At 42.1% G+C, this 17,662-nt stretch carries 15 protein-coding genes and 1 other annotated feature; of the genes, 7 read left to right on the plus strand and 8 right to left on the minus strand.

Annotated features, from left to right (window positions below):
- Positions 1-344: 344 nt before the first annotated feature.
- Entirely contained in the window at positions 345-2,918 is a 2,574-nt protein-coding gene (gene clpB, locus C9J12_RS20000; protein WP_107244316.1) for an ATP-dependent chaperone ClpB, read from the minus strand.
- Positions 2,919-3,205: 287 nt separating this feature from the next.
- Here clpB and C9J12_RS20005 point away from each other — a divergent pair, with 287 nt between their 5' ends.
- The gene (locus C9J12_RS20005; protein ID WP_107244317.1) at positions 3,206-3,583 is read left to right on the plus strand and encodes a hypothetical protein; all 378 of its coding nucleotides are present in this window, start codon (positions 3,206-3,208) and stop codon (positions 3,581-3,583) included.
- Between the two features lie 118 nt (positions 3,584-3,701).
- Here C9J12_RS20005 and pgeF read toward each other — a convergent pair whose 3' ends face one another.
- Complete coding sequence (gene pgeF / locus C9J12_RS20010; RefSeq protein ID WP_107244318.1) at positions 3,702-4,454, minus strand: peptidoglycan editing factor PgeF; 753 nt, start codon at positions 4,452-4,454, stop codon at positions 3,702-3,704.
- Between the two features lies 1 nt (position 4,455).
- Complete coding sequence (gene rluD, locus C9J12_RS20015) at positions 4,456-5,430, minus strand: 23S rRNA pseudouridine(1911/1915/1917) synthase RluD (protein WP_107244319.1); 975 nt, start codon at positions 5,428-5,430, stop codon at positions 4,456-4,458.
- A 167-nt stretch (positions 5,431-5,597) separates the two neighbouring features.
- Here rluD and bamD point away from each other — a divergent pair, with 167 nt between their 5' ends.
- The 3 genes from bamD (at position 5,598) to pheA (ending at position 8,593) form a co-directional block, all read left to right on the plus strand.
- A complete protein-coding gene (gene bamD / locus C9J12_RS20020; protein ID WP_107244320.1) occupies positions 5,598-6,326 on the plus strand; it encodes an outer membrane protein assembly factor BamD in 729 nt (242 codons plus the stop codon).
- 413 nt (positions 6,327-6,739) lie between these two features.
- Positions 6,740-7,090: a ribosome hibernation-promoting factor, HPF/YfiA family gene (gene hpf / locus C9J12_RS20025; protein ID WP_107244321.1), complete on the plus strand. Its 351-nt coding sequence runs from the start codon at positions 6,740-6,742 to the stop codon at positions 7,088-7,090.
- A gap of 170 nt (positions 7,091-7,260) precedes the next feature.
- Positions 7,261-7,384: a sequence feature (Phe leader region), on the plus strand.
- Between the two features lie 33 nt (positions 7,385-7,417).
- The gene (pheA, locus tag C9J12_RS20030; protein ID WP_107244322.1) at positions 7,418-8,593 is read left to right on the plus strand and encodes a prephenate dehydratase; all 1,176 of its coding nucleotides are present in this window, start codon (positions 7,418-7,420) and stop codon (positions 8,591-8,593) included.
- 67 nt (positions 8,594-8,660) lie between these two features.
- On the opposite strand, the gene tyrA is transcribed toward pheA, so the two are convergent.
- Both tyrA and C9J12_RS20040 read right to left on the minus strand, forming a co-directional pair.
- On the minus strand, positions 8,661-9,788 hold the full coding sequence (gene tyrA, locus C9J12_RS20035) for a bifunctional chorismate mutase/prephenate dehydrogenase (RefSeq protein WP_107244323.1): 1,128 nt from the start codon (positions 9,786-9,788) through the stop codon (positions 8,661-8,663).
- A 162-nt stretch (positions 9,789-9,950) separates the two neighbouring features.
- Positions 9,951-11,024, minus strand: a complete 1,074-nt coding sequence (locus tag C9J12_RS20040; protein ID WP_107244324.1) for a 3-deoxy-7-phosphoheptulonate synthase — start codon at positions 11,022-11,024, stop codon at positions 9,951-9,953.
- Between the two features lie 243 nt (positions 11,025-11,267).
- Here C9J12_RS20040 and C9J12_RS20045 point away from each other — a divergent pair, with 243 nt between their 5' ends.
- The 3 genes from C9J12_RS20045 (at position 11,268) to C9J12_RS20055 (ending at position 15,534) form a co-directional block, all read left to right on the plus strand.
- On the plus strand, positions 11,268-13,016 hold the full coding sequence (locus C9J12_RS20045; RefSeq protein WP_107244325.1) for a sensor histidine kinase: 1,749 nt from the start codon (positions 11,268-11,270) through the stop codon (positions 13,014-13,016).
- A complete protein-coding gene (btsR, locus tag C9J12_RS20050; RefSeq protein ID WP_107244326.1) occupies positions 13,013-13,726 on the plus strand; it encodes a two-component system response regulator BtsR in 714 nt (237 codons plus the stop codon). The genes C9J12_RS20045 and btsR overlap by 4 nt, the downstream gene beginning before the upstream one ends.
- 329 nt (positions 13,727-14,055) lie before the next feature.
- Complete coding sequence (locus C9J12_RS20055) at positions 14,056-15,534, plus strand: carbon starvation CstA family protein (RefSeq protein ID WP_107244327.1); 1,479 nt, start codon at positions 14,056-14,058, stop codon at positions 15,532-15,534.
- A gap of 404 nt (positions 15,535-15,938) precedes the next feature.
- Here C9J12_RS20055 and rplS read toward each other — a convergent pair whose 3' ends face one another.
- The 3 genes from rplS to rimM are packed head-to-tail and all read right to left on the minus strand — an operon-like array spanning position 15,939 to position 17,638.
- The gene (gene rplS / locus C9J12_RS20060) at positions 15,939-16,298 is read right to left on the minus strand and encodes a 50S ribosomal protein L19 (protein WP_107244328.1); all 360 of its coding nucleotides are present in this window, start codon (positions 16,296-16,298) and stop codon (positions 15,939-15,941) included.
- 30 nt (positions 16,299-16,328) lie between these two features.
- Positions 16,329-17,078, minus strand: a complete 750-nt coding sequence (trmD, locus tag C9J12_RS20065; protein ID WP_107244329.1) for a tRNA (guanosine(37)-N1)-methyltransferase TrmD — start codon at positions 17,076-17,078, stop codon at positions 16,329-16,331.
- 26 nt (positions 17,079-17,104) lie between these two features.
- Positions 17,105-17,638 (minus strand): ribosome maturation factor RimM, encoded by a 534-nt coding sequence (gene rimM / locus C9J12_RS20070; RefSeq protein ID WP_006232609.1) that lies wholly within the window; start codon positions 17,636-17,638, stop codon positions 17,105-17,107.
- Between the last annotated feature and the right edge of the window lie 24 nt (positions 17,639-17,662).

The raw sequence follows: 17,662 nt of genomic DNA on the forward strand, positions 1-17,662 counted from the left end.
TAAATCTTTCGACTTAAAATTTCACGAGTGCCCACACAGATTGCATGGTCAAATTGTTAAAGAACATACTGACTAGGTTGCTGGCTAAGCGCCGTGCTCCGTGTCAGTGAGGTCGCATTATAGGGAGTTTTATGAGAGTGACAACACTTAAATTCGCTTTATTAACCGTTTGAACAATTGTTAAACAATCAGCTTTAAAATTGGAAATAAAACGAGCATCACTAACAATATTCCTCCTTCTAAATTAAAAAACGCCTTGCTGCAAAGGCAACAAGACGCTACTTCAATCATATTTCTTTTATCTTTTGCTCTTTCTGCTCTTTTTAACTTATAGCCTTATAGTTTTATTGCTTAGTTACCAGATGCTCATCTTCAATCAGTAAGTCGATTGGCTTACCTGTCTCCAACTTACCAGAGAGGATCTCTTGAGCGAGTGGGTTCTCTATATACTGTTGTATGGCACGCTTTAATGGTCGCGCACCGTATACAGGGTCAAAACCAGCTTTCGCAATAAAGTCTAAAGCACTTTCTTGAACCGTCAGTTCGTAGTCTTTTTCTTTTAAACGATTAACTAAACGCTCAATTTGAATGCTAGCAATGTGTTTAATATTTTCTTGCCCTAACGGATGGAAAACAACAGTCTCATCGACTCGGTTAATAAATTCAGGTCGGAAATACTGGCTAACAACCTCAAGTACCATATTCTTGATACCTTCGTAGTTTAAGTTACCAAAATTTTCCTGAATCCGATCTGAGCCAAGATTAGAGGTCATGATAATAACGGTGTTTCGAAAATCAACCGTACGCCCCTGCCCATCAGTCAATCGACCATCATCCAGTACTTGCAGTAAAATATTGAAAACATCAGGATGTGCTTTCTCGACTTCATCCAACAAAATGACAGAATAAGGACGACGACGAACCGCTTCAGTTAAATAGCCGCCTTCTTCATAACCGACATAACCAGGAGGTGCCCCGACTAACCGTGCAACAGAATGCTTTTCCATAAATTCTGACATGTCGATACGCACCATGTTGTCTTCACTATCAAACATGAAGTTTGCCAGTGTTTTACACAGTTCCGTTTTACCCACACCAGTTGGACCTAAGAATAAGAACGATCCAATCGGACGGTTCGGATCTGACAAACCAGCACGACTTCGTCTAATGGCATTAGCCACAGCCTCGACCGCTTCATTTTGTCCGATTACACGTTGATGTAATTCATCTTCCATACGCAATAACTTATCACGTTCGCCTTCCAGCATTTTGGCGACAGGAATACCCGTTTGCTTAGAGAGTACTTCTGCTATTTCAGCGTCCGTAACCTTGTTCTTCAATAAGCTCATTTCTTGCATTTCAGCTTGAGCTGCTAGATCCAGTTGCTTTTCGAGTTCCGGTATTTTGCCATACTGCAATTCTGACATACGGTTCAGATCACCAGCTCGTCGCGCAACCTCCATATTCATACGTGCTTGCTCAAGTTCAGATTTAATATGTTGAGTACCAGAAAGGGCGGCTTTTTCAGCATTCCACACTTCTTCTAGTTCTGCATATTCACGTTCTTTAACATCAAGTTCTTCACAAATATCATTAAGGCGTTTTTGACTTGCCGCATCACTCTCTTTACTGAGTGCTTGTTGTTCAATTTTTAATTGAATAATTCGACGCTCTAAACGATCGAGCGATTCAGGCTTTGAATCAATTTGCATGCGAATACTCGACGCAGCTTCATCAATCAAATCGATCGCTTTATCGGGTAACTGTCGATCTGAGACATAGCGATGTGATAAACGCGCCGCCGCAACGATGGCAGGATCGGTAATTTCGACATGGTGATGCAATTCATAGCGCTCTTTCAGGCCTCGTAGAATAGCTATCGTGTCTTCTACTGTCGGTTCATCCACCAGCACTTTTTGGAAACGACGCTCTAGCGCTGCATCTTTCTCTATATATTGTCGATATTCATCAAGGGTTGTGGCGCCTACACAATGTAATTCACCCCGTGCTAATGCCGGTTTTAGCATATTACCAGCATCCATTGAGCCTTCGCCTTTACCCGCTCCAACCATGGTGTGTAATTCATCAATGAATAAAATCACACTGCCTTCTTCTTGAGAAAGTTCGTTTAAGACTGATTTTAAACGCTCTTCAAACTCTCCTCGATATTTAGCACCAGCAATCAAAGAGCCCATATCTAGAGAAAGTACCCGTTTATGACGTAGCCCCTCAGGTACTTCACCATTCACAATTCGCTGGGCTAGCCCTTCAACAATGGCTGTTTTACCTACACCAGGTTGACCAATAATAACGGGGTTATTTTTAGTTCTGCGCTGAAGCACTTGGATGGTGCGGCGTATTTCATCATCACGCCCAATAACAGGATCGAGCTTGCCTTGCTCTGCCCGTTCCGTTAAATCAATGGTGAATTTTTCTAATGCTTGACGATTTTCTTCCGCATTTTGATCATCTACTTTTTGTCCACCACGTACCTGATTAATAGCTTGTTCAATTTTAGCCGCTGTCAAGCCGAGTTCTTTAAGCAGTTTACCTAACGAACCTTTGTCATCGACAGCCGCCAAAATAAATAATTCTGATGAAATGAATTTGTCTTTACGTTTCTGAGCCAACTTATCACACATATTCAGCAATAAGCCCATATCGTTTGATAACTGCACTTCACCGCCAATACCCGTTACTTTAGGTAAATGATCGAGTAACTCGCCTAAGCGCGAACGTAACTGAGAGATATCGACATTCAGCATTGTTAGCAACGGACGAATAGTACTTCCATCCTGATTAAGTAACGCCACCATCAGGTGTGCTGGTTCGATGTACTGATGATCTCGCCCTAAAGCCAACGACTGTCCATCAGATATCGCCATTTGAAATTTGCTTGTAAATCGGTCAAGACGCATGAGTTCTCCCAATATTTGATTAACTACTTACCTATAAAGTATATGGATGCCCTGAACATTTTTTTCAAGCATTCATCACAAGGATTCGCAACTAACTATAAAATAACCCAACACCATCGTTATGGTTTCTGTATCGATAACAAGTGTTATCCCTACAGTGTCTCTTCTATGAGAAAGATAGACTATTTAACCTTAAAAAATAAACAGAATGGCAAACCCTATATTGACAACTCTTTATGGGACGGCGTACCATAAATAAAACGTCATTCGGTACAGAGAGAAATCATATGTTCAAGAAGAGTCTAATAACAGTCGCGGTGGCATTAACAGTATTGGCTTCATCTACTGGCGCAATGGCACAACGAGATATTCAAGAAAAAAGACAAGATGTACGCCAAGAGGCGCGCATTGAAAATCGAACAGAAGATAGAATTGATAATCGTCGTAACCCAACGACAGTGGCTACAGTGAATACCGTTGTTATGATTCAAGGGGCAATGGTTCGCACTGTAAGCTATAACGGCATCGTATTATTGCATGACACAATCAACCAACGTTTCTACCGCGCAAAGAATAACGGTTATGAAATTTATACCGTTCCTTATGGCGCTAAAGTGATTGAGCTATCAATGGCAAACCCGACCAATATAACGTTGATCCACTAATATTCTTATTTGCAGAACCTGATTGACGAACTCAGATTCATTTGCTGCGAATAAAAAAGGCTCTGTTGCACTTATTCTATTACTCAACAGAGCCTTTTTCAAAACAACTTTATCAGCATTAATCTAACCAAATTAACGACGCTTGCCGGCCAGTGATTGGTTCACGACGGTATGAATAAAACAGTTCAGGTTCATTCACTGTACAGTGATCACCACCATATACCTGCGTGATGCCGTACTGTTGTAAACGCTGCGTGGCTAACAAATAAATATTCGCCAACCATTTATCGTTACCGCTTTGACCATCAACCACTTTAGTCTGTGGTGTAAATGCTAATTTCGCTTGTGGATCAACAGCCATAAATTGCTGGCGAACTTCACCACCGACTTCAAATGCTGTTGGTCCAATAGCAGGTCCAAGCCATGCCATTATCTCATTGGCCGGCACTGAAAATTTATCCAATGCGGCTTCAATAATCCCACCAGCTAGGCCTCGCCACCCTGCATGTACAGCCGCCACTTGTGTTCCGTCTTTGTCACACAACAGCACAGGTAAGCAATCAGCAGTCATAATGACACATGCTAAACCAGGTTCACGGCTATAACTGCCATCCGCATCAATTAACGCTGTAAGAGGCTTCTTCAGATCGATCACTTTGCTACTGTGAATTTGATTAAGCCAAGCAGGAACCTGAACTAAACCCAATTCACGTTGCAATAAGCTTCGATTCTGTTGAACACGTTCTGTGTCATCCCCGACATGTAAACCAAGGTTTAAGCCATCATAAGGTGCAAGACTAACGCCCCCTTTACGGGTAGTGCTGACTGCTTTAACACGCTTAGGTGCTGGCCAATCGGGGGTTATCAACATCTTAGAAGTCGTCTTCGTCGTTTTCGATTTTATCTTTACGAAGAATATCGATCATCGCAAGAATATCGTTTGGCAACGGAGCGCGCCATTCCATTAGCTCACCTGTAATTGGGTGAGATAAACGTAGCATACGTGCGTGCAACGCCTGACGGTCGAATGAACGCAATGCTAAGATCAGCTCATCAGATGCATGACGTGGTGGACGAGGACGACCACCATATATTGCATCACCGACTAGCGGATGACTCATATACGACATATGAACACGGATCTGGTGTGTACGACCTGTTTCGAGACGAAGTACTAAACGTGTGTGCTCACGGAAGTGTTCAGCCACACGATAGTGTGTAATCGCAGGCTTACCTAATTCGTGTACAGCCATACAAATACGCTTAGTAGCATGACGACCGATCGGCTTTTCAACTGTGCCGCCTCCCGTCATTTTACCCATCGCGATAGCTTCGTATTCACGAGTGATCTTACGTTTTTGTAACGCACGCACTAAACGTGTTTGTGCTTGAATGGTTTTAGCAACCACCATCAAACCCGTTGTATCTTTGTCAAGGCGGTGCACAATACCGGCACGTGGTACTTCAGCCAATGCAGGGCAATGAAATAACAAGGCATTAAGTACTGTGCGGTCAGGCGTACCTGCACCAGGGTGAACAACGAAATCACGCGGCTTATTGATTACAAGGATGTGCTCATCTTCGTAAATAATATTAAGCGGGATGTCTTGTGCCACCCAACGGACTTCATCTTCGATCTCAGCTTTTATAAACAGTTCTTCGCCACCCATCATTTTTAGACGAGGTTTATTGACGATTTCACCATTCACTGAAACCATGTTCTTCAAAATCCATTCTTTAACACGTGAACGTGAGTAGTCTGGATATAATTCAGCGATAACCTGATCTAGGCGCATGCCCAGTTGGCTATCATTTACTGTATTTGTTAACTCTATTTGCTGGGCCATAGCGAACTTTTTTAAAAAGCGTGGGACTAATTGCCATACGCTGCGTAAAATATACCAAGCTAAAAACTAACCGTGGTATAACCTAATAGTCTCATTGTATCTGTTAACGGCTCTTACCGTAATGGATCCGCAGAAATAAAATTTTTTTCAAGGAAGCTGACGCCGTAATGAAACGCCTGACAATCACGACTCTTCTTGCCGTAGCCATTCTTTCAGGCTGTTCAAGTACTGAAGAAGTTGTACCCGATGTTCCGCCAGCAGAGCTCTATGTTACTGCTCAACAAGCATTACAGAGTGGTAGCTGGACAACAGCTATCGAACGTTTAGAGACTTTGGACTCGCGTTATCCTTTTGGAGCGTACTCTGAACAAGTCCAATTAGACCTCATTTATGCTTACTACAAAAATGATGATTTGGCTTTAGGTGAAGCGACAATTGCACGTTTCAACCGTCTAAACCCAGCTCACGAGAAGTCTGACTGGGTGCTTTATATGCGTGGGTTAACGCAAATGGCACAAGATCGCAGCTTCATGCACGATATTTTTAGTATCGATCGCCATGACCGAGATCCTGAACCAGCACGAAAAGCCTTCCGAGACTTTAAACGCCTGCTAGAGCGCTATCCGAATAGTCAATATGCTGCAGATGCTAAAGCTCGAATGATTTTTATTAAGAATCGTCTTGCTGATTACGATCTAGCAACAGTTGATTTTTATATTCGCCGTGAAGCATGGATCGCAGCGATAAATCGTAGCCAACAAATTCAACGTTTATACCCTGATACACAAGCAGCACGTAAATCGCTCCCAATGATGCTAACAGCCTACGAAAAATTAGGTCTACAAGAGCCGATAGAAAACACGAAAAAGCTGATTGCGTTAAACCCAGTCAACTAAATGCCCTTGTGGTATAAGGCAAATATGCAAACGGCAGCCAAGTGGCTGCCGTTTTTGTATTCGTGAAAAATGAATATTCAGTTCAAGTCATAAAAGTGAGAGAAATACATGATATTGCGATTAACGCCTAAATAGGCACATGGTTAAAATTCATTCAAACCCATGTTTTAAATCGAAAAACTTCCCTAGTTAGCACAAGCCACCAGCATCTCTAGTTCCTTCATACTGCCTTAAATATCTAGTCCTCGACAAGCACTTTATTGATAGTTTTTATTAAAAAATAAAACTTGGTCACAGAATTTTTTCTATTTATCTTTTAAAGATCAAAGTGTGATGCATGTCACATTATAAACCCGGCATTTTAGTAATCTGAAGTTAACCCAACAAGGGGTAGCACAAGAGGAAAGATAATTATGACATTAGAAATTACTGGTAAAAACATTGATATTACTCCTGCTATCCGTGAACGTCTTGAGTTTAAATTCAAGAAGTTAGAGAAGTTTCAGCTACCACTAGTCAATAAGCATGTGATGATTAGTAAAGAGCCAAGTAAGATATTTAAAATTGAAGCATCCGCCGCTATTCCTGGAGGAAAGATTGTCGCCTCAGCGGAGCACAATGACCTATTCGGTGCTATCACCGAACTTTATCAAAAACTAGAACGTCAAATTAATAAACAAGCACACAAACCTGCAGCACGCCGTGCTAGTCACAGTGACAAACCAGTCATTGAAGAAGATGAAGTCGAAGCAGTAGATGCATAGTAAATAAAAGAGGATTCCAAACAGCCCTGCTACTATAGCGGGGCTGTTTACTTTCAATGACCCCCGCTTCAAATATCTAATAGAGTCTGAAGAAAGCCTTATATTGACCTTGACAAGATCACGTAGGATTAATAATGTTGAGTCATATTCACAACAAAGTTTTTACTCATAATGCCAATACGCCTGTTTTTCTTTAGCTTATTTTTTATGTCACCCTAGTGGAGGCGATTCGTTACGCAAGAAACAAGCTAAAGACGAATAGACAGCCTCCTCTGACCAAGGAGGCTTTTTTGTATCAGAAAAGCCGATACGCAAGCAGGGAATACAATGACCGAACAACACTACTCACTTGATGATATTCGTAAAAATGTTAGCCGCATTGATAACGAGATACTTAAACTACTATCTGAACGACGCTTACTGAGCTTAGAAGTCGCTAAAAGTAAAATTGGTACTGCGAAACCAGTACGCGATCAAGCACGAGAACAAGAACTCTTGCTTCGTTTGATTGAAACAGGCAAGTCGCAGCAGCTCGATGCTTTATATGTAACGCAAATTTTTCATACCATTATTGAAGACTCGGTATTATTTCAACAAGCGTATCTGCAAAAATTAGCGAACCCTGATAGCTTACAGCCTGTGGCTCGTGTGTCTTTCCTTGGAGCGAAAGGTTCATACTCTCACCTTGCAAGTCGTAACTACTTTAGCCGTAAGCAAACCAAACTCGTCGAGATGAGTTGTTCTACATTCCGTGATGTGTTGAACATTGTTGAAACAGGTAATGCTGATTATGGTGTGTTGCCAATTGAAAATACCAGCTCTGGTTCAATCAATGAAGTGTATGACTTACTGCAACACACTAGCTTATCTATTGTGGGTGAAATAACTCAACCGATTGAACATTGCCTGCTCACTGTTGGGGATGCCGATGTCAAAGGTATTAACACCTTATATTCCCACCCTCAGCCTCACCAACAGTGCAGTGAATACTTACATTCAATGGGCGACATCACACAAGAGTACTGCTCTAGTACCGCCGAAGCGATGCAAAAAGTGGCAGAATTGAACCTACCGAATGTGGCTGCAATTGGTAATGCATCAAGTGGTAAGCTTTACGGTCTTACCCCTGTAAAAGGGAATATTGCCAATCAACAAGAAAATTTCACTCGCTTCATTGTTGTTGCCCGTAAACCTGTTGATGTCACGTCACTGATCCCTGCAAAAAGCACCTTGATTATGTCTACGGCCCAGAAAGCGGGTTCATTGGTTGAATGTTTAGTGGTATTGCGTAATTTAAATATCAATATGACTAAACTAGAGTCTCGCCCAGTGATTGGTAATCCATGGGAAGAAATGTTCTATTTAGATGTTGAAGAGAATTTAAAATCTGATGTGATGCAGCAAGCATTAGAAGAGTTAACACGTCTGACGCGCTTCATTAAAGTGCTAGGTTGTTACCCAAGTGAGAATGTAAAACCTACAGAAGTTGAGATCGAAGAATAGTCCTCATATAAACGCGAGTATCTTATCTAGATACTCGCTTTTTTAATTCTTTCTTTATTGATTGATGCTACGAACGGTGGGTTGAATCGTTCGCTTGCCTTAACAAACCTTGGCTTTCAGCAAGGAAGTGTCCCGCATAATCACCAAACCAATGCTCGACCTGATTAAATGCTTGTTTGAACGCCTCTTTATCTTGCGTCTCGAGCATCTTGATAGCCTCCCCAAAACGTTGGTGGAAGCGTTTAATCATCGCAATGTTTTGCGGCGCAGACATAATAATGTCGGCATACAATTGTGCATCTTGAGCAAACAAGCGACCGACCATCGCAAGTTCAAGGCGATAAATCGGTGAGCTTAGCGACATGAGTTGCTCGATCTTCGGATCTTCCTCTGCCAAATGCACACCATAAACAAATGACGTAAAATGGCGTAAAGCTTGGATCAGCGTCATGCCTTGATCGTGTTCAATCGCACTAATACGATTTAAGGTTGCACCCCAAATCTGAAATTGCTCAAGTAACCATTGGTAATTTTCAGGGTTTCGCCCATCACAATACACAATAACTTGCTTTGCCAAGCTAGAAATATCGGGACCAAACATTGGATGTAAACCAATCACAGGGCCGCTATGTACTTCTAGCATTGCCTGTAATGGGCCACTCTTGATCGAGGTTAAATCAGCAAGAATACAGTCATCTGGTAAGTTGGACAGTTTACCAATGATTTGCTCAGTGATATTAATCGGTACAGAGACGACAACCATACCCGCATCTGCAAGGATCTCATCCGCACGATCCCAATCTTGGCTGCCTAGTTGACGTACTTGGTAACCTGAAAGTTCAAATAAACGGCAGAACAATCCACCTAGCTGACCATGCCCACCCACAACAACAATAGGGCGAAGTTCAGGCTTTAAGCATTTAAACCCTGAATCATTTTCACTCGAATAAGATTCACGCATGGTACGGCGCAAAATGTCTTCAATCAGATCAGGCGGCACACCTTTTTGCTCAGCTTCATGACGGCGTGAGGCTAACATTGCGGCTTCACGGTCTGGCGCATAAATAGGTAAACCATGCAGGCTTTTCACATGACCCACTTCTTCTACTAATGATAAACGGCGAGCTAAAAGCTCTACCATTTGCTGATCAACATCATCGATTTGATCTCTTAATTTACTCAGTTCAGCAACCATGATCTCACTGTCCGTATTTATCTGCTAAGTATATGATGAATTTAATATTACTGTTTAACGTAGTGCTGTTTATTCAATGCAAAGAAAAAGCGCAGATTTATGAGTATAAATGGGCGCTTTTTTTGGGGCTAAACCAGTATTGCATTTAGGTGGTACGACGTATTACCCTTCGCAACGATCCTTTAAGAAAGGCGTTAATTCTTTACGCGTACGACGCAATAGCGTTTCTGTATCTTCCCAGCTGATACATGCATCGGTAATCGATACCCCGTAAGCCATTTCTTCACGCGGTAAATCAGCGCTTTGGCTACCTTCATTTAAATGGCTTTCAATCATCAAACCAATAATTGATTTATTACCTTCACGGATTTGATGAAGTACATCTTCAGCAACCAACGGCTGACGACGATAATCTTTACGTGAATTTGCATGGCTACAGTCTACCATCAAGGATGGTACAAGACCTGACTGATGCATCTCATTTTCACACTCAGTGACCGAGACTGAATCATAATTCGTTTGCTTACCACCACGTAAAATTACATGGCCATCAGGGTTCCCTTGGGTGTTCAACAATGCTACCTGCCCTTCCGGGTTAATTCCCATGAAACGGTGTCCAGAGGCTGCAGCTTGCATGGCATTGATAGCCGTCGCCAAACTTCCATCCGTACCATTTTTAAATCCAACTGGCATTGAAAGGCCACTTGCCATTTCACGGTGTGTTTGTGATTCTGTAGTACGAGCACCAATAGCAGCCCAACTGAATAAATCACCTAAGTATTGAGGACTAATAGGATCAAGCGCTTCTGTTGCTAAAGGAATCCCCATTTCAACCAAGTCAATGAGTAGCTGACGACCAATATGTAAACCATCTTCCACTTCAAAAGAACCATCAAGATGCGGGTCATTGATAAGACCTTTCCAACCAACTGTTGTACGTGGCTTTTCAAAATAAACGCGCATTACAATGTACAGTTGATCACCTAGCTCTTCAGAAAGCTGCTTCAATTTTTGGGCGTACGCTTTCGCTGCGTCAATATCGTGAATTGAGCATGGTCCGCATACCACTAGCAAACGGTGGTCACGCTTGTGGGTAATATCTGCAATGGTTTGACGAGATTCGCGAATGAAGTTCAGTGCTGTTTCACTGAGTGGCAACTTGGCTTTTAGTTGCTGAGGAGTGATCAAGACGCATTCATCTTGAATATGTACATTATTCAGTTGGTCTTTTTGCATGGTGGCTTTCCTCAATCTATTCTGGGTAGTAGAAGGCAAAGCCGTTCTCACTAACTATATTCAATATTTAACAGGTATCTCCTGCTCTCTGGTTAACACCATAACAAGTGATTTCCCTCCTTGGCAATACCCTGTAAAGAATAATTACCACTCGTAAACTTAAGTTTACATTAAATGGTTTTTGGCTATCTGAACAAACACAGGTAACCTATCTAAAGAGCCCACTCGTTCAACACTATTATCATGGAACTGATTTTTTCATTACTCCAACAACTCAGTGTTTATTTAGTTATTGCTTATCTACTAAGTAAAACCCCGTTGTTTATGCCACTCACTACGGTATCTGGCCGATTATCCCAACGTTTTTCATGTTATGTCTTATTCTCTCTTTTTTGTATTTTAGGCACCTACTTTGGCCTCAACATTGAAGATGCTATCGCGAATACGCGCGCGATAGGTGCTGTAATGGGAGGGTTACTCGGTGGGCCCATTGTGGGGTTTGCTGTGGGCTTAACTGGCGGCATGCACCGTTACAGCATGGGAGGCTTTACTGATGTCGCTTGCGCTATCTCTACCACAACTGAAGGGTTGCTTGGTGGGCTCTTACACAGCTACTACGTACGCCGCGGGCAAGTCGACCAGCTATACAGGCCTTTCATCGTTTTCACTATTACATTAGTCGCTGAAATCATTCAAATGTTTATCATTTTAATCGTGGCTGAACCCTACGATAAAGCCTTACACCTTGTCAGCGCCATAGCTTTACCAATGGTCATTGCTAACTCGTTAGGCGCAGCTTTATTCATGAGTATCATTCAAGATAGAAAAACGATTTATGAAAAATATTCAGCTGCATTTTCCAGTCGAGCATTAAAAATAGCCCAACGCTCTGTCGGCATTTTAAGCCAAGGATTTAATGAAGAAAGCACAAAAAAAATAGCCAAAATCGTTTATGAAGAAACGGGCGTTGGCGCTGTTGCGATTACTGATAGAGATAAAATATTAGCGTTTATTGGTATCGGTGATGATCACCATTTACCCGGTACACCAATATCGTCTGGCTATACTCGTCGATCGATAGATAACTGCGAATTGGTTTACGCAGATGGCCATGATATGCCTTACTGTTGTTCGCTAAGCAATCGCTGTAAATTAGGCTCTGCACTTGTTATTCCTTTAGTGGGAGGAAATAACGATGTGCTAGGAACAATTAAACTGTACGAACCAAAGCGTAAACTATTCTCTACAGTAAACCTAACATTAGGTGAAGGCATTGCTAAGTTGCTTTCAAATCAAATTTTAACCGGACGCTATGAACAACAACAAATCTTACTGACTCAAGCAGAGCTGCGTTTACTACAAGCCCAAGTTAATCCTCACTTCCTATTCAATGCCCTCAATACGATTAGTGCAATAATTCGTCGAGACCCCGATAAAGCACGCCAGTTGATCCAACATCTATCACAATTCTTCCGTCGTAATTTAAAGCAAAACATCGAAACCGTTACCATAAGCGAAGAACTACAACATGTTCGTTCTTACTTGGAAATTGAGCTCGCTCGTTTTTCTGATCGCCTGAATGTTGAAATCATTGTGCCCGATGAGCTAATGAACGTTAATTTACCGACGTTTACCTTACAACCCTTAGTTGAAAATGCCATTAAGCACGGTACTTCATCATTGCTCGAGAATGGTCAAATCATTATTCGGGGGTACGTTTTTGACAATCATTTGGTTTTGGAAGTAGAAGATAATGCAGGCACCTACCAACCAGTCAGCGAAGAAAGTGGGCTAGGCATGAAAATTGTCGATAAGCGGTTAAAAAACATGTTTGGGCAACAATACGGTTTAAAAATGAGTAGTCAGCCTAATGTATGGACGCGGGCTACAATTACACTACCAGAAGATAAAACCTTGCAGCACAATGATATAAACAAAATATACACCGCAGAAAACAAGCAAGATCGCAGTAATGGAGAAAACGCAGCATGATTAAAGCCATCGTGATTGATGATGAACTATATGCCCGTGAAGAACTGATCGATCTTTTACTTGATAGCGGTGAAATAAATGTTATCGATAGCTGCAATAATGCCATTGAAGGGCTAAAAAAAATAAATGCCCTAAAGCCTGATGTGATTTTTTTAGATATTCAAATGCCGCGAATAACCGGGATCGAAATGCTGAGTATGTTGGACCCTGATACCATGCCTAAAGTTGTGTTTGTTACGGCCTATGATGAATATGCCCTTAAAGCATTTGAAGATAATGCTTTCGATTACCTATTAAAGCCCGTTGAAACATATCGACTCGATAAAACAATCAAACGCCTTAAGCGTGAGTATGAAGCAAAAGATTATTCACCACTCATGTCAGACATGTTGGAATTGATTCCCTGTTCGGGTCACAACCGCATTTTACTGTTACGCCCTGAAGACATCGAAGTGGCTTACTCGGATTTATCGGGGGTGCATATTTTAAGTACAGAAACAAAAGCCAGTACTCAGCTAACCCTTAAAATTCTGGAAGAAAAAACCCCTCTTATTCGCTGCCATCGTCAATACTTAGTTCACCCACAAGCTATCCGGGAAATTAAGTTATTGGATAATGGTCTTGCCGAAATAACAACTCAAAGTTTATATCAAGTACCGGTCAGCCGCCGCTATCTTAAAGAATTAAAAGACCGCTACAACCTAAGTTAATACTTAGCATCCCCCACCAAGGCACAACCCTGAGCCTTGGTTCGCACTTTTTAAAATACATATCCCCAAAGAGCTGGTCTTCGACCAAATAGCTCACAAATAGACTAAGTAATTGCTTTTAAATAGCTTATTAATCATGCCTCATAAGGTTTCACTTTCTTTAGTTTTGAGTAGCCTGAATGTTAGCTGAATAACAAAACCACTTAATACGAATACCGACCACTTACCTCGCTATACAACCGCTCACTCTTTTACTGCGTGCATCTATCGTCCATCACTTTACTATTGTAAGCGTTATCAAATTCCCAACATCACAGCGAGAAAACAAAATGACTTGGTTCTTACTCTGCGTTGCTGCACTAGTCGGTGGTTACTTCATCTACGGTGCCTTTATTGAAAAAATATTTGGCGTAAATGAAAATCGCCAAACACCGGCATATAGTAAACAAGATGGCGTAGATTATGTGCCAATGTCGAACAAGAAGGTTTACCTTGTTCAATTATTAAATATCGCGGGTGTGGGTCCGATTTTTGGTCCGATTATGGGCGCGCTATATGGTCCAGCAGCCATGTTATGGATTGTATTAGGGTGTATCTTCGCCGGCGCAGTACATGATTACTTCTCGGGTATGCTGTCGATTCGTAATAATGGTGCATCAGTACCTACGATTACGGGACGCTACCTAGGCAACGGTGCAAAACATTTTATGAATATCTTTGCTATCGTACTGTTGCTATTAGTGGGTGTGGTATTCGTATCAGCACCTGCTGGCATGATCACTAACCTTGTGAACGAACAAACTGGCATTGATATGTCAATGACGACAATGGTTGTGATTATTTTTGCTTATTACATCATCGCGACCATTGTTCCTGTTGATAAAATCATCGGTCGTTTCTACCCATTATTTGGCGCGTTACTTATCTTTATGTCTGTGGGGCTTATTACCGCTATCGCATTCTCTAGTGAGCACACGCTACTGGGTGATTACGAGATGAGCCAGATGTTCACCAACATGAACCCGAATGACTTACCTCTTTGGCCTGCACTGTTTATCACTATCGCCTGTGGTGCTATCTCTGGTTTCCACGCAACCCAGTCGCCACTGATGGCTCGCTGTCTTCAAAATGAAAAGAACGGTCGCTTCGTATTTTACGGCGCAATGATTGGTGAAGGTATTATCGCATTAATTTGGTGTGCTCTCGCATTGTCTTTCTTCGGCTCTGTTGAAGCGCTATCAGAAGCAATATCTACTGGCGGCCCTGGTAGTGTGGTATACAACTCATCTATCGGTCTACTGGGTGTGTTTGGCGGTATTATTGCTTTCTTAGGTGTGGTTATTTTACCTATTACCTCAGGTGACACTGCATTCCGTTCAAGCCGTCTAATTCTTGCTGAATATTTCAATATGGATCAGAAAGCCCTGCGTAACCGCCTACTAATGGCATTACCATTGTTTGTTCTTGGTGGCATTCTAACGCAAGTCGACTTCGGTATTATCTGGCGCTACTTCGGCTTTGCAAACCAAACAACAGCCGTAATGATGCTGTGGACAGCCTCTGCTTACCTACTGCGTCACAATAAACTGCACTGGGTAGCGACTGTACCAGCAATGTTCATGACAACGGTTTGTATTACCTTCATCTTAAACAACAGCCAACTCGGCTTTGGTTTATCGATGATGACATCAACGATTACGGGTCTTGTCGCAATGCTAGCTATTACAGGCTACGTCATTAAGAAATCGAAAGGTAAAGGCGAAACTGACCTTGCCAATGAAGAAGACGGTAAGTTAGAAACTGTATAAGTTTTAGTTCCCCCCTAAAACACAAAAACCAGCCACTAGGCTGGTTTTTTTATGGTAATGAGAAATACATTGTTTACTCTTGGGTAGGTCATATTGAGTTATCGTTTACCCGTCACTCTTTTTCCATCGACTTATACCATTCTGGATAAGTAAATGGTCAGATAATTGCGCCGGAAAAATTGATAATAACAAGGCAGAAATTGAAGTAACTAGTTATTCTAATAATAAAATTTCTAACGTAGTTATAAGCAATTTAAACCAGCAAAGATGATCAGATACTTGTCTAGATTGGTATTATTATTCTGCTTAATTATCGTTGAGTATTTGTTTATCTCAGGACGGGACATAATAAGACAAAAAAAAAGCCCACCGTAAGGTGGGCTTTTTCAATAAACGTCATACGTTTAAGATGACTTGCGAACAAGCTTCTCTTTGATACGTGCTGCTTTACCAGAACGCTCACGTAGGTAGTACAGTTTGGCACGACGTACTAAACCACGACGCTTAACAGTAATGCTATCAACTACTGGAGAGTGAGTTTGGAACGCACGCTCAACGCCTTCACCGTTCGAGATTTTACGAACAGTAAATGCAGAATGTAGACCACGGTTACGCTTAGCGATAACCACGCCTTCGAACGCCTGTAGACGCTCACGGTCGCCTTCTTTTACTTTAACCTGAACAACAACTGTGTCGCCCGGTGCAAAAGTAGGTAGATCTTGTTTTAGTTGCGCGTCTTCGATCTGCTTGATGATGTTACTCATTGCTATATCCTAGAATAAACTGATACTAAATTAAATAATGCTTGCTTTATATTCGCGAATAAATTCCGCGAGCAAGAATTCCTGATCGTCAGTCAGAGCTAGATTTTCCAGGAGCTCTGGTCTTCTTAGCCAAGTGCGGCCCAACGATTGTTTTAATCGCCAGCGACTAATATCCTTATGGTTTCCTGACATCAGTACTTTTGGTACTGCATGCCCATCTAACACATCAGGACGCGTGTAATGTGGACAATCTAACAGACCATTTGCAAAAGAATCTTCTTCTGCTGACGCAAAGTCACCCAGCACACCCGGTACAAACCGAACCACTGCGTCAACTAAGGTCATGGCTGGAAGTTCACCCCCAGTCAGTACAAAATCCCCAATAGACCATTCTTCGTCTACTTCCTGTTGGATAATGCGCTCATCTACCCCTTCATATCGACCACAGATAAGAATCAGGCTCTCATTCTGTGCTAACTCCTCAACACCAGCTTGATCAAGCTTACGGCCCTGAGGGGAGAGGTAAATCACTTTAGCCTTGCCTTTAGCAGACTTTTTAGCGGTATGAATGGCATCGCGCAAAGGCTGCACCATCATTAACATACCTGGTCCACCGCCGTATGGTCGATCATCAACCGTACGGTGTTTATCTTCCGTAAAATCACGAGGATTCCACGTATCGATAGACAAAAGGCCTTTTTTTACCGCCTGGCCTGTTACCCCAAAATTGGTAATAGAAGTGAACATTTCAGGAAAAAGGCTTATAACACCAACCCACATGTGTTCGCTCGCTTAGTTACCAGAGGTTAAAATCCAGGATCCCAGTCAACTTCGATCCGCTGAGCAGTGCGATCAATTGACTTGATGACCTGCTCATCGAGGAACGGTATTAAGCGTTCCTTCTGTCCAAAAGCATCTTTCAGGTTAGCTTTCACAACTAATACATCGTTTGACCCTGTTTCCAGGATATCTGTTACTTTACCTAGGTCGTAACCTTCGGTAGTAACAACAGACATGCCATACAATTCACGCCAGTAGAATTCTTCTCCTGACAGTGCGGGTAGTTGATCGGCATGTACAGCGACCTCAGCGTTAGTGAAAATCTGTGCATCCTCACGGATGTCCAGGCCCTCTAACTTAGCCACTATGCCCTGACCATGCTTCTTCCAGGATTCAATCTGGATTGGCTTCCATTCACCCTTAACTTTAATAAGCCAAGGTTGATAGGCGAAAATACTTTCAGACTGTTCAGTGTAGGAAAAAACCTTGAGCCAACCCTTGATACCGTAGGTGGCACCCAGTTTACCGACAACAACTAAGTCTTGGTTTTGTGAGCTCATAGTTCTATATCTCTACCTGATTTG

Source organism: Photobacterium frigidiphilum, from assembly GCF_003025615.1.
Lineage (GTDB): Bacteria > Pseudomonadota > Gammaproteobacteria > Enterobacterales > Vibrionaceae > Photobacterium > Photobacterium frigidiphilum.

Bases quoted from the DNA above. Each gene is read 5' to 3' on its own strand.
- pgeF (WP_107244318.1), bottom strand. From the start codon at position 4,454: ATGTTGATAACCCCCGATTGGCCAGCACCTAAGCGTGTTAAAGCAGTC.
- C9J12_RS20005 (WP_107244317.1), top strand. From the start codon at position 3,206: ATGTTCAAGAAGAGTCTAATAACAGTCGCGGTGGCATTAACAGTATTG.
- clpB (WP_107244316.1), bottom strand. From the start codon at position 2,918: ATGCGTCTTGACCGATTTACAAGCAAATTTCAAATGGCGATATCTGAT.
- hpf (WP_107244321.1), top strand. From the start codon at position 6,740: ATGACATTAGAAATTACTGGTAAAAACATTGATATTACTCCTGCTATC.
- bamD (WP_107244320.1), top strand. From the start codon at position 5,598: ATGAAACGCCTGACAATCACGACTCTTCTTGCCGTAGCCATTCTTTCA.
- pheA (WP_107244322.1), top strand. From the start codon at position 7,418: ATGACCGAACAACACTACTCACTTGATGATATTCGTAAAAATGTTAGC.
- C9J12_RS20045 (WP_107244325.1), top strand. From the start codon at position 11,268: ATGGAACTGATTTTTTCATTACTCCAACAACTCAGTGTTTATTTAGTT.
- C9J12_RS20040 (WP_107244324.1), bottom strand. From the start codon at position 11,024: ATGCAAAAAGACCAACTGAATAATGTACATATTCAAGATGAATGCGTC.
- rplS (WP_107244328.1), bottom strand. From the start codon at position 16,298: ATGAGTAACATCATCAAGCAGATCGAAGACGCGCAACTAAAACAAGAT.
- btsR (WP_107244326.1), top strand. From the start codon at position 13,013: ATGATTAAAGCCATCGTGATTGATGATGAACTATATGCCCGTGAAGAA.
- C9J12_RS20055 (WP_107244327.1), top strand. From the start codon at position 14,056: ATGACTTGGTTCTTACTCTGCGTTGCTGCACTAGTCGGTGGTTACTTC.
- rimM (WP_006232609.1), bottom strand. From the start codon at position 17,638: ATGAGCTCACAAAACCAAGACTTAGTTGTTGTCGGTAAACTGGGTGCC.
- rluD (WP_107244319.1), bottom strand. From the start codon at position 5,430: ATGGCCCAGCAAATAGAGTTAACAAATACAGTAAATGATAGCCAACTG.
- tyrA (WP_107244323.1), bottom strand. From the start codon at position 9,788: ATGGTTGCTGAACTGAGTAAATTAAGAGATCAAATCGATGATGTTGAT.
- trmD (WP_107244329.1), bottom strand. From the start codon at position 17,078: ATGTGGGTTGGTGTTATAAGCCTTTTTCCTGAAATGTTCACTTCTATT.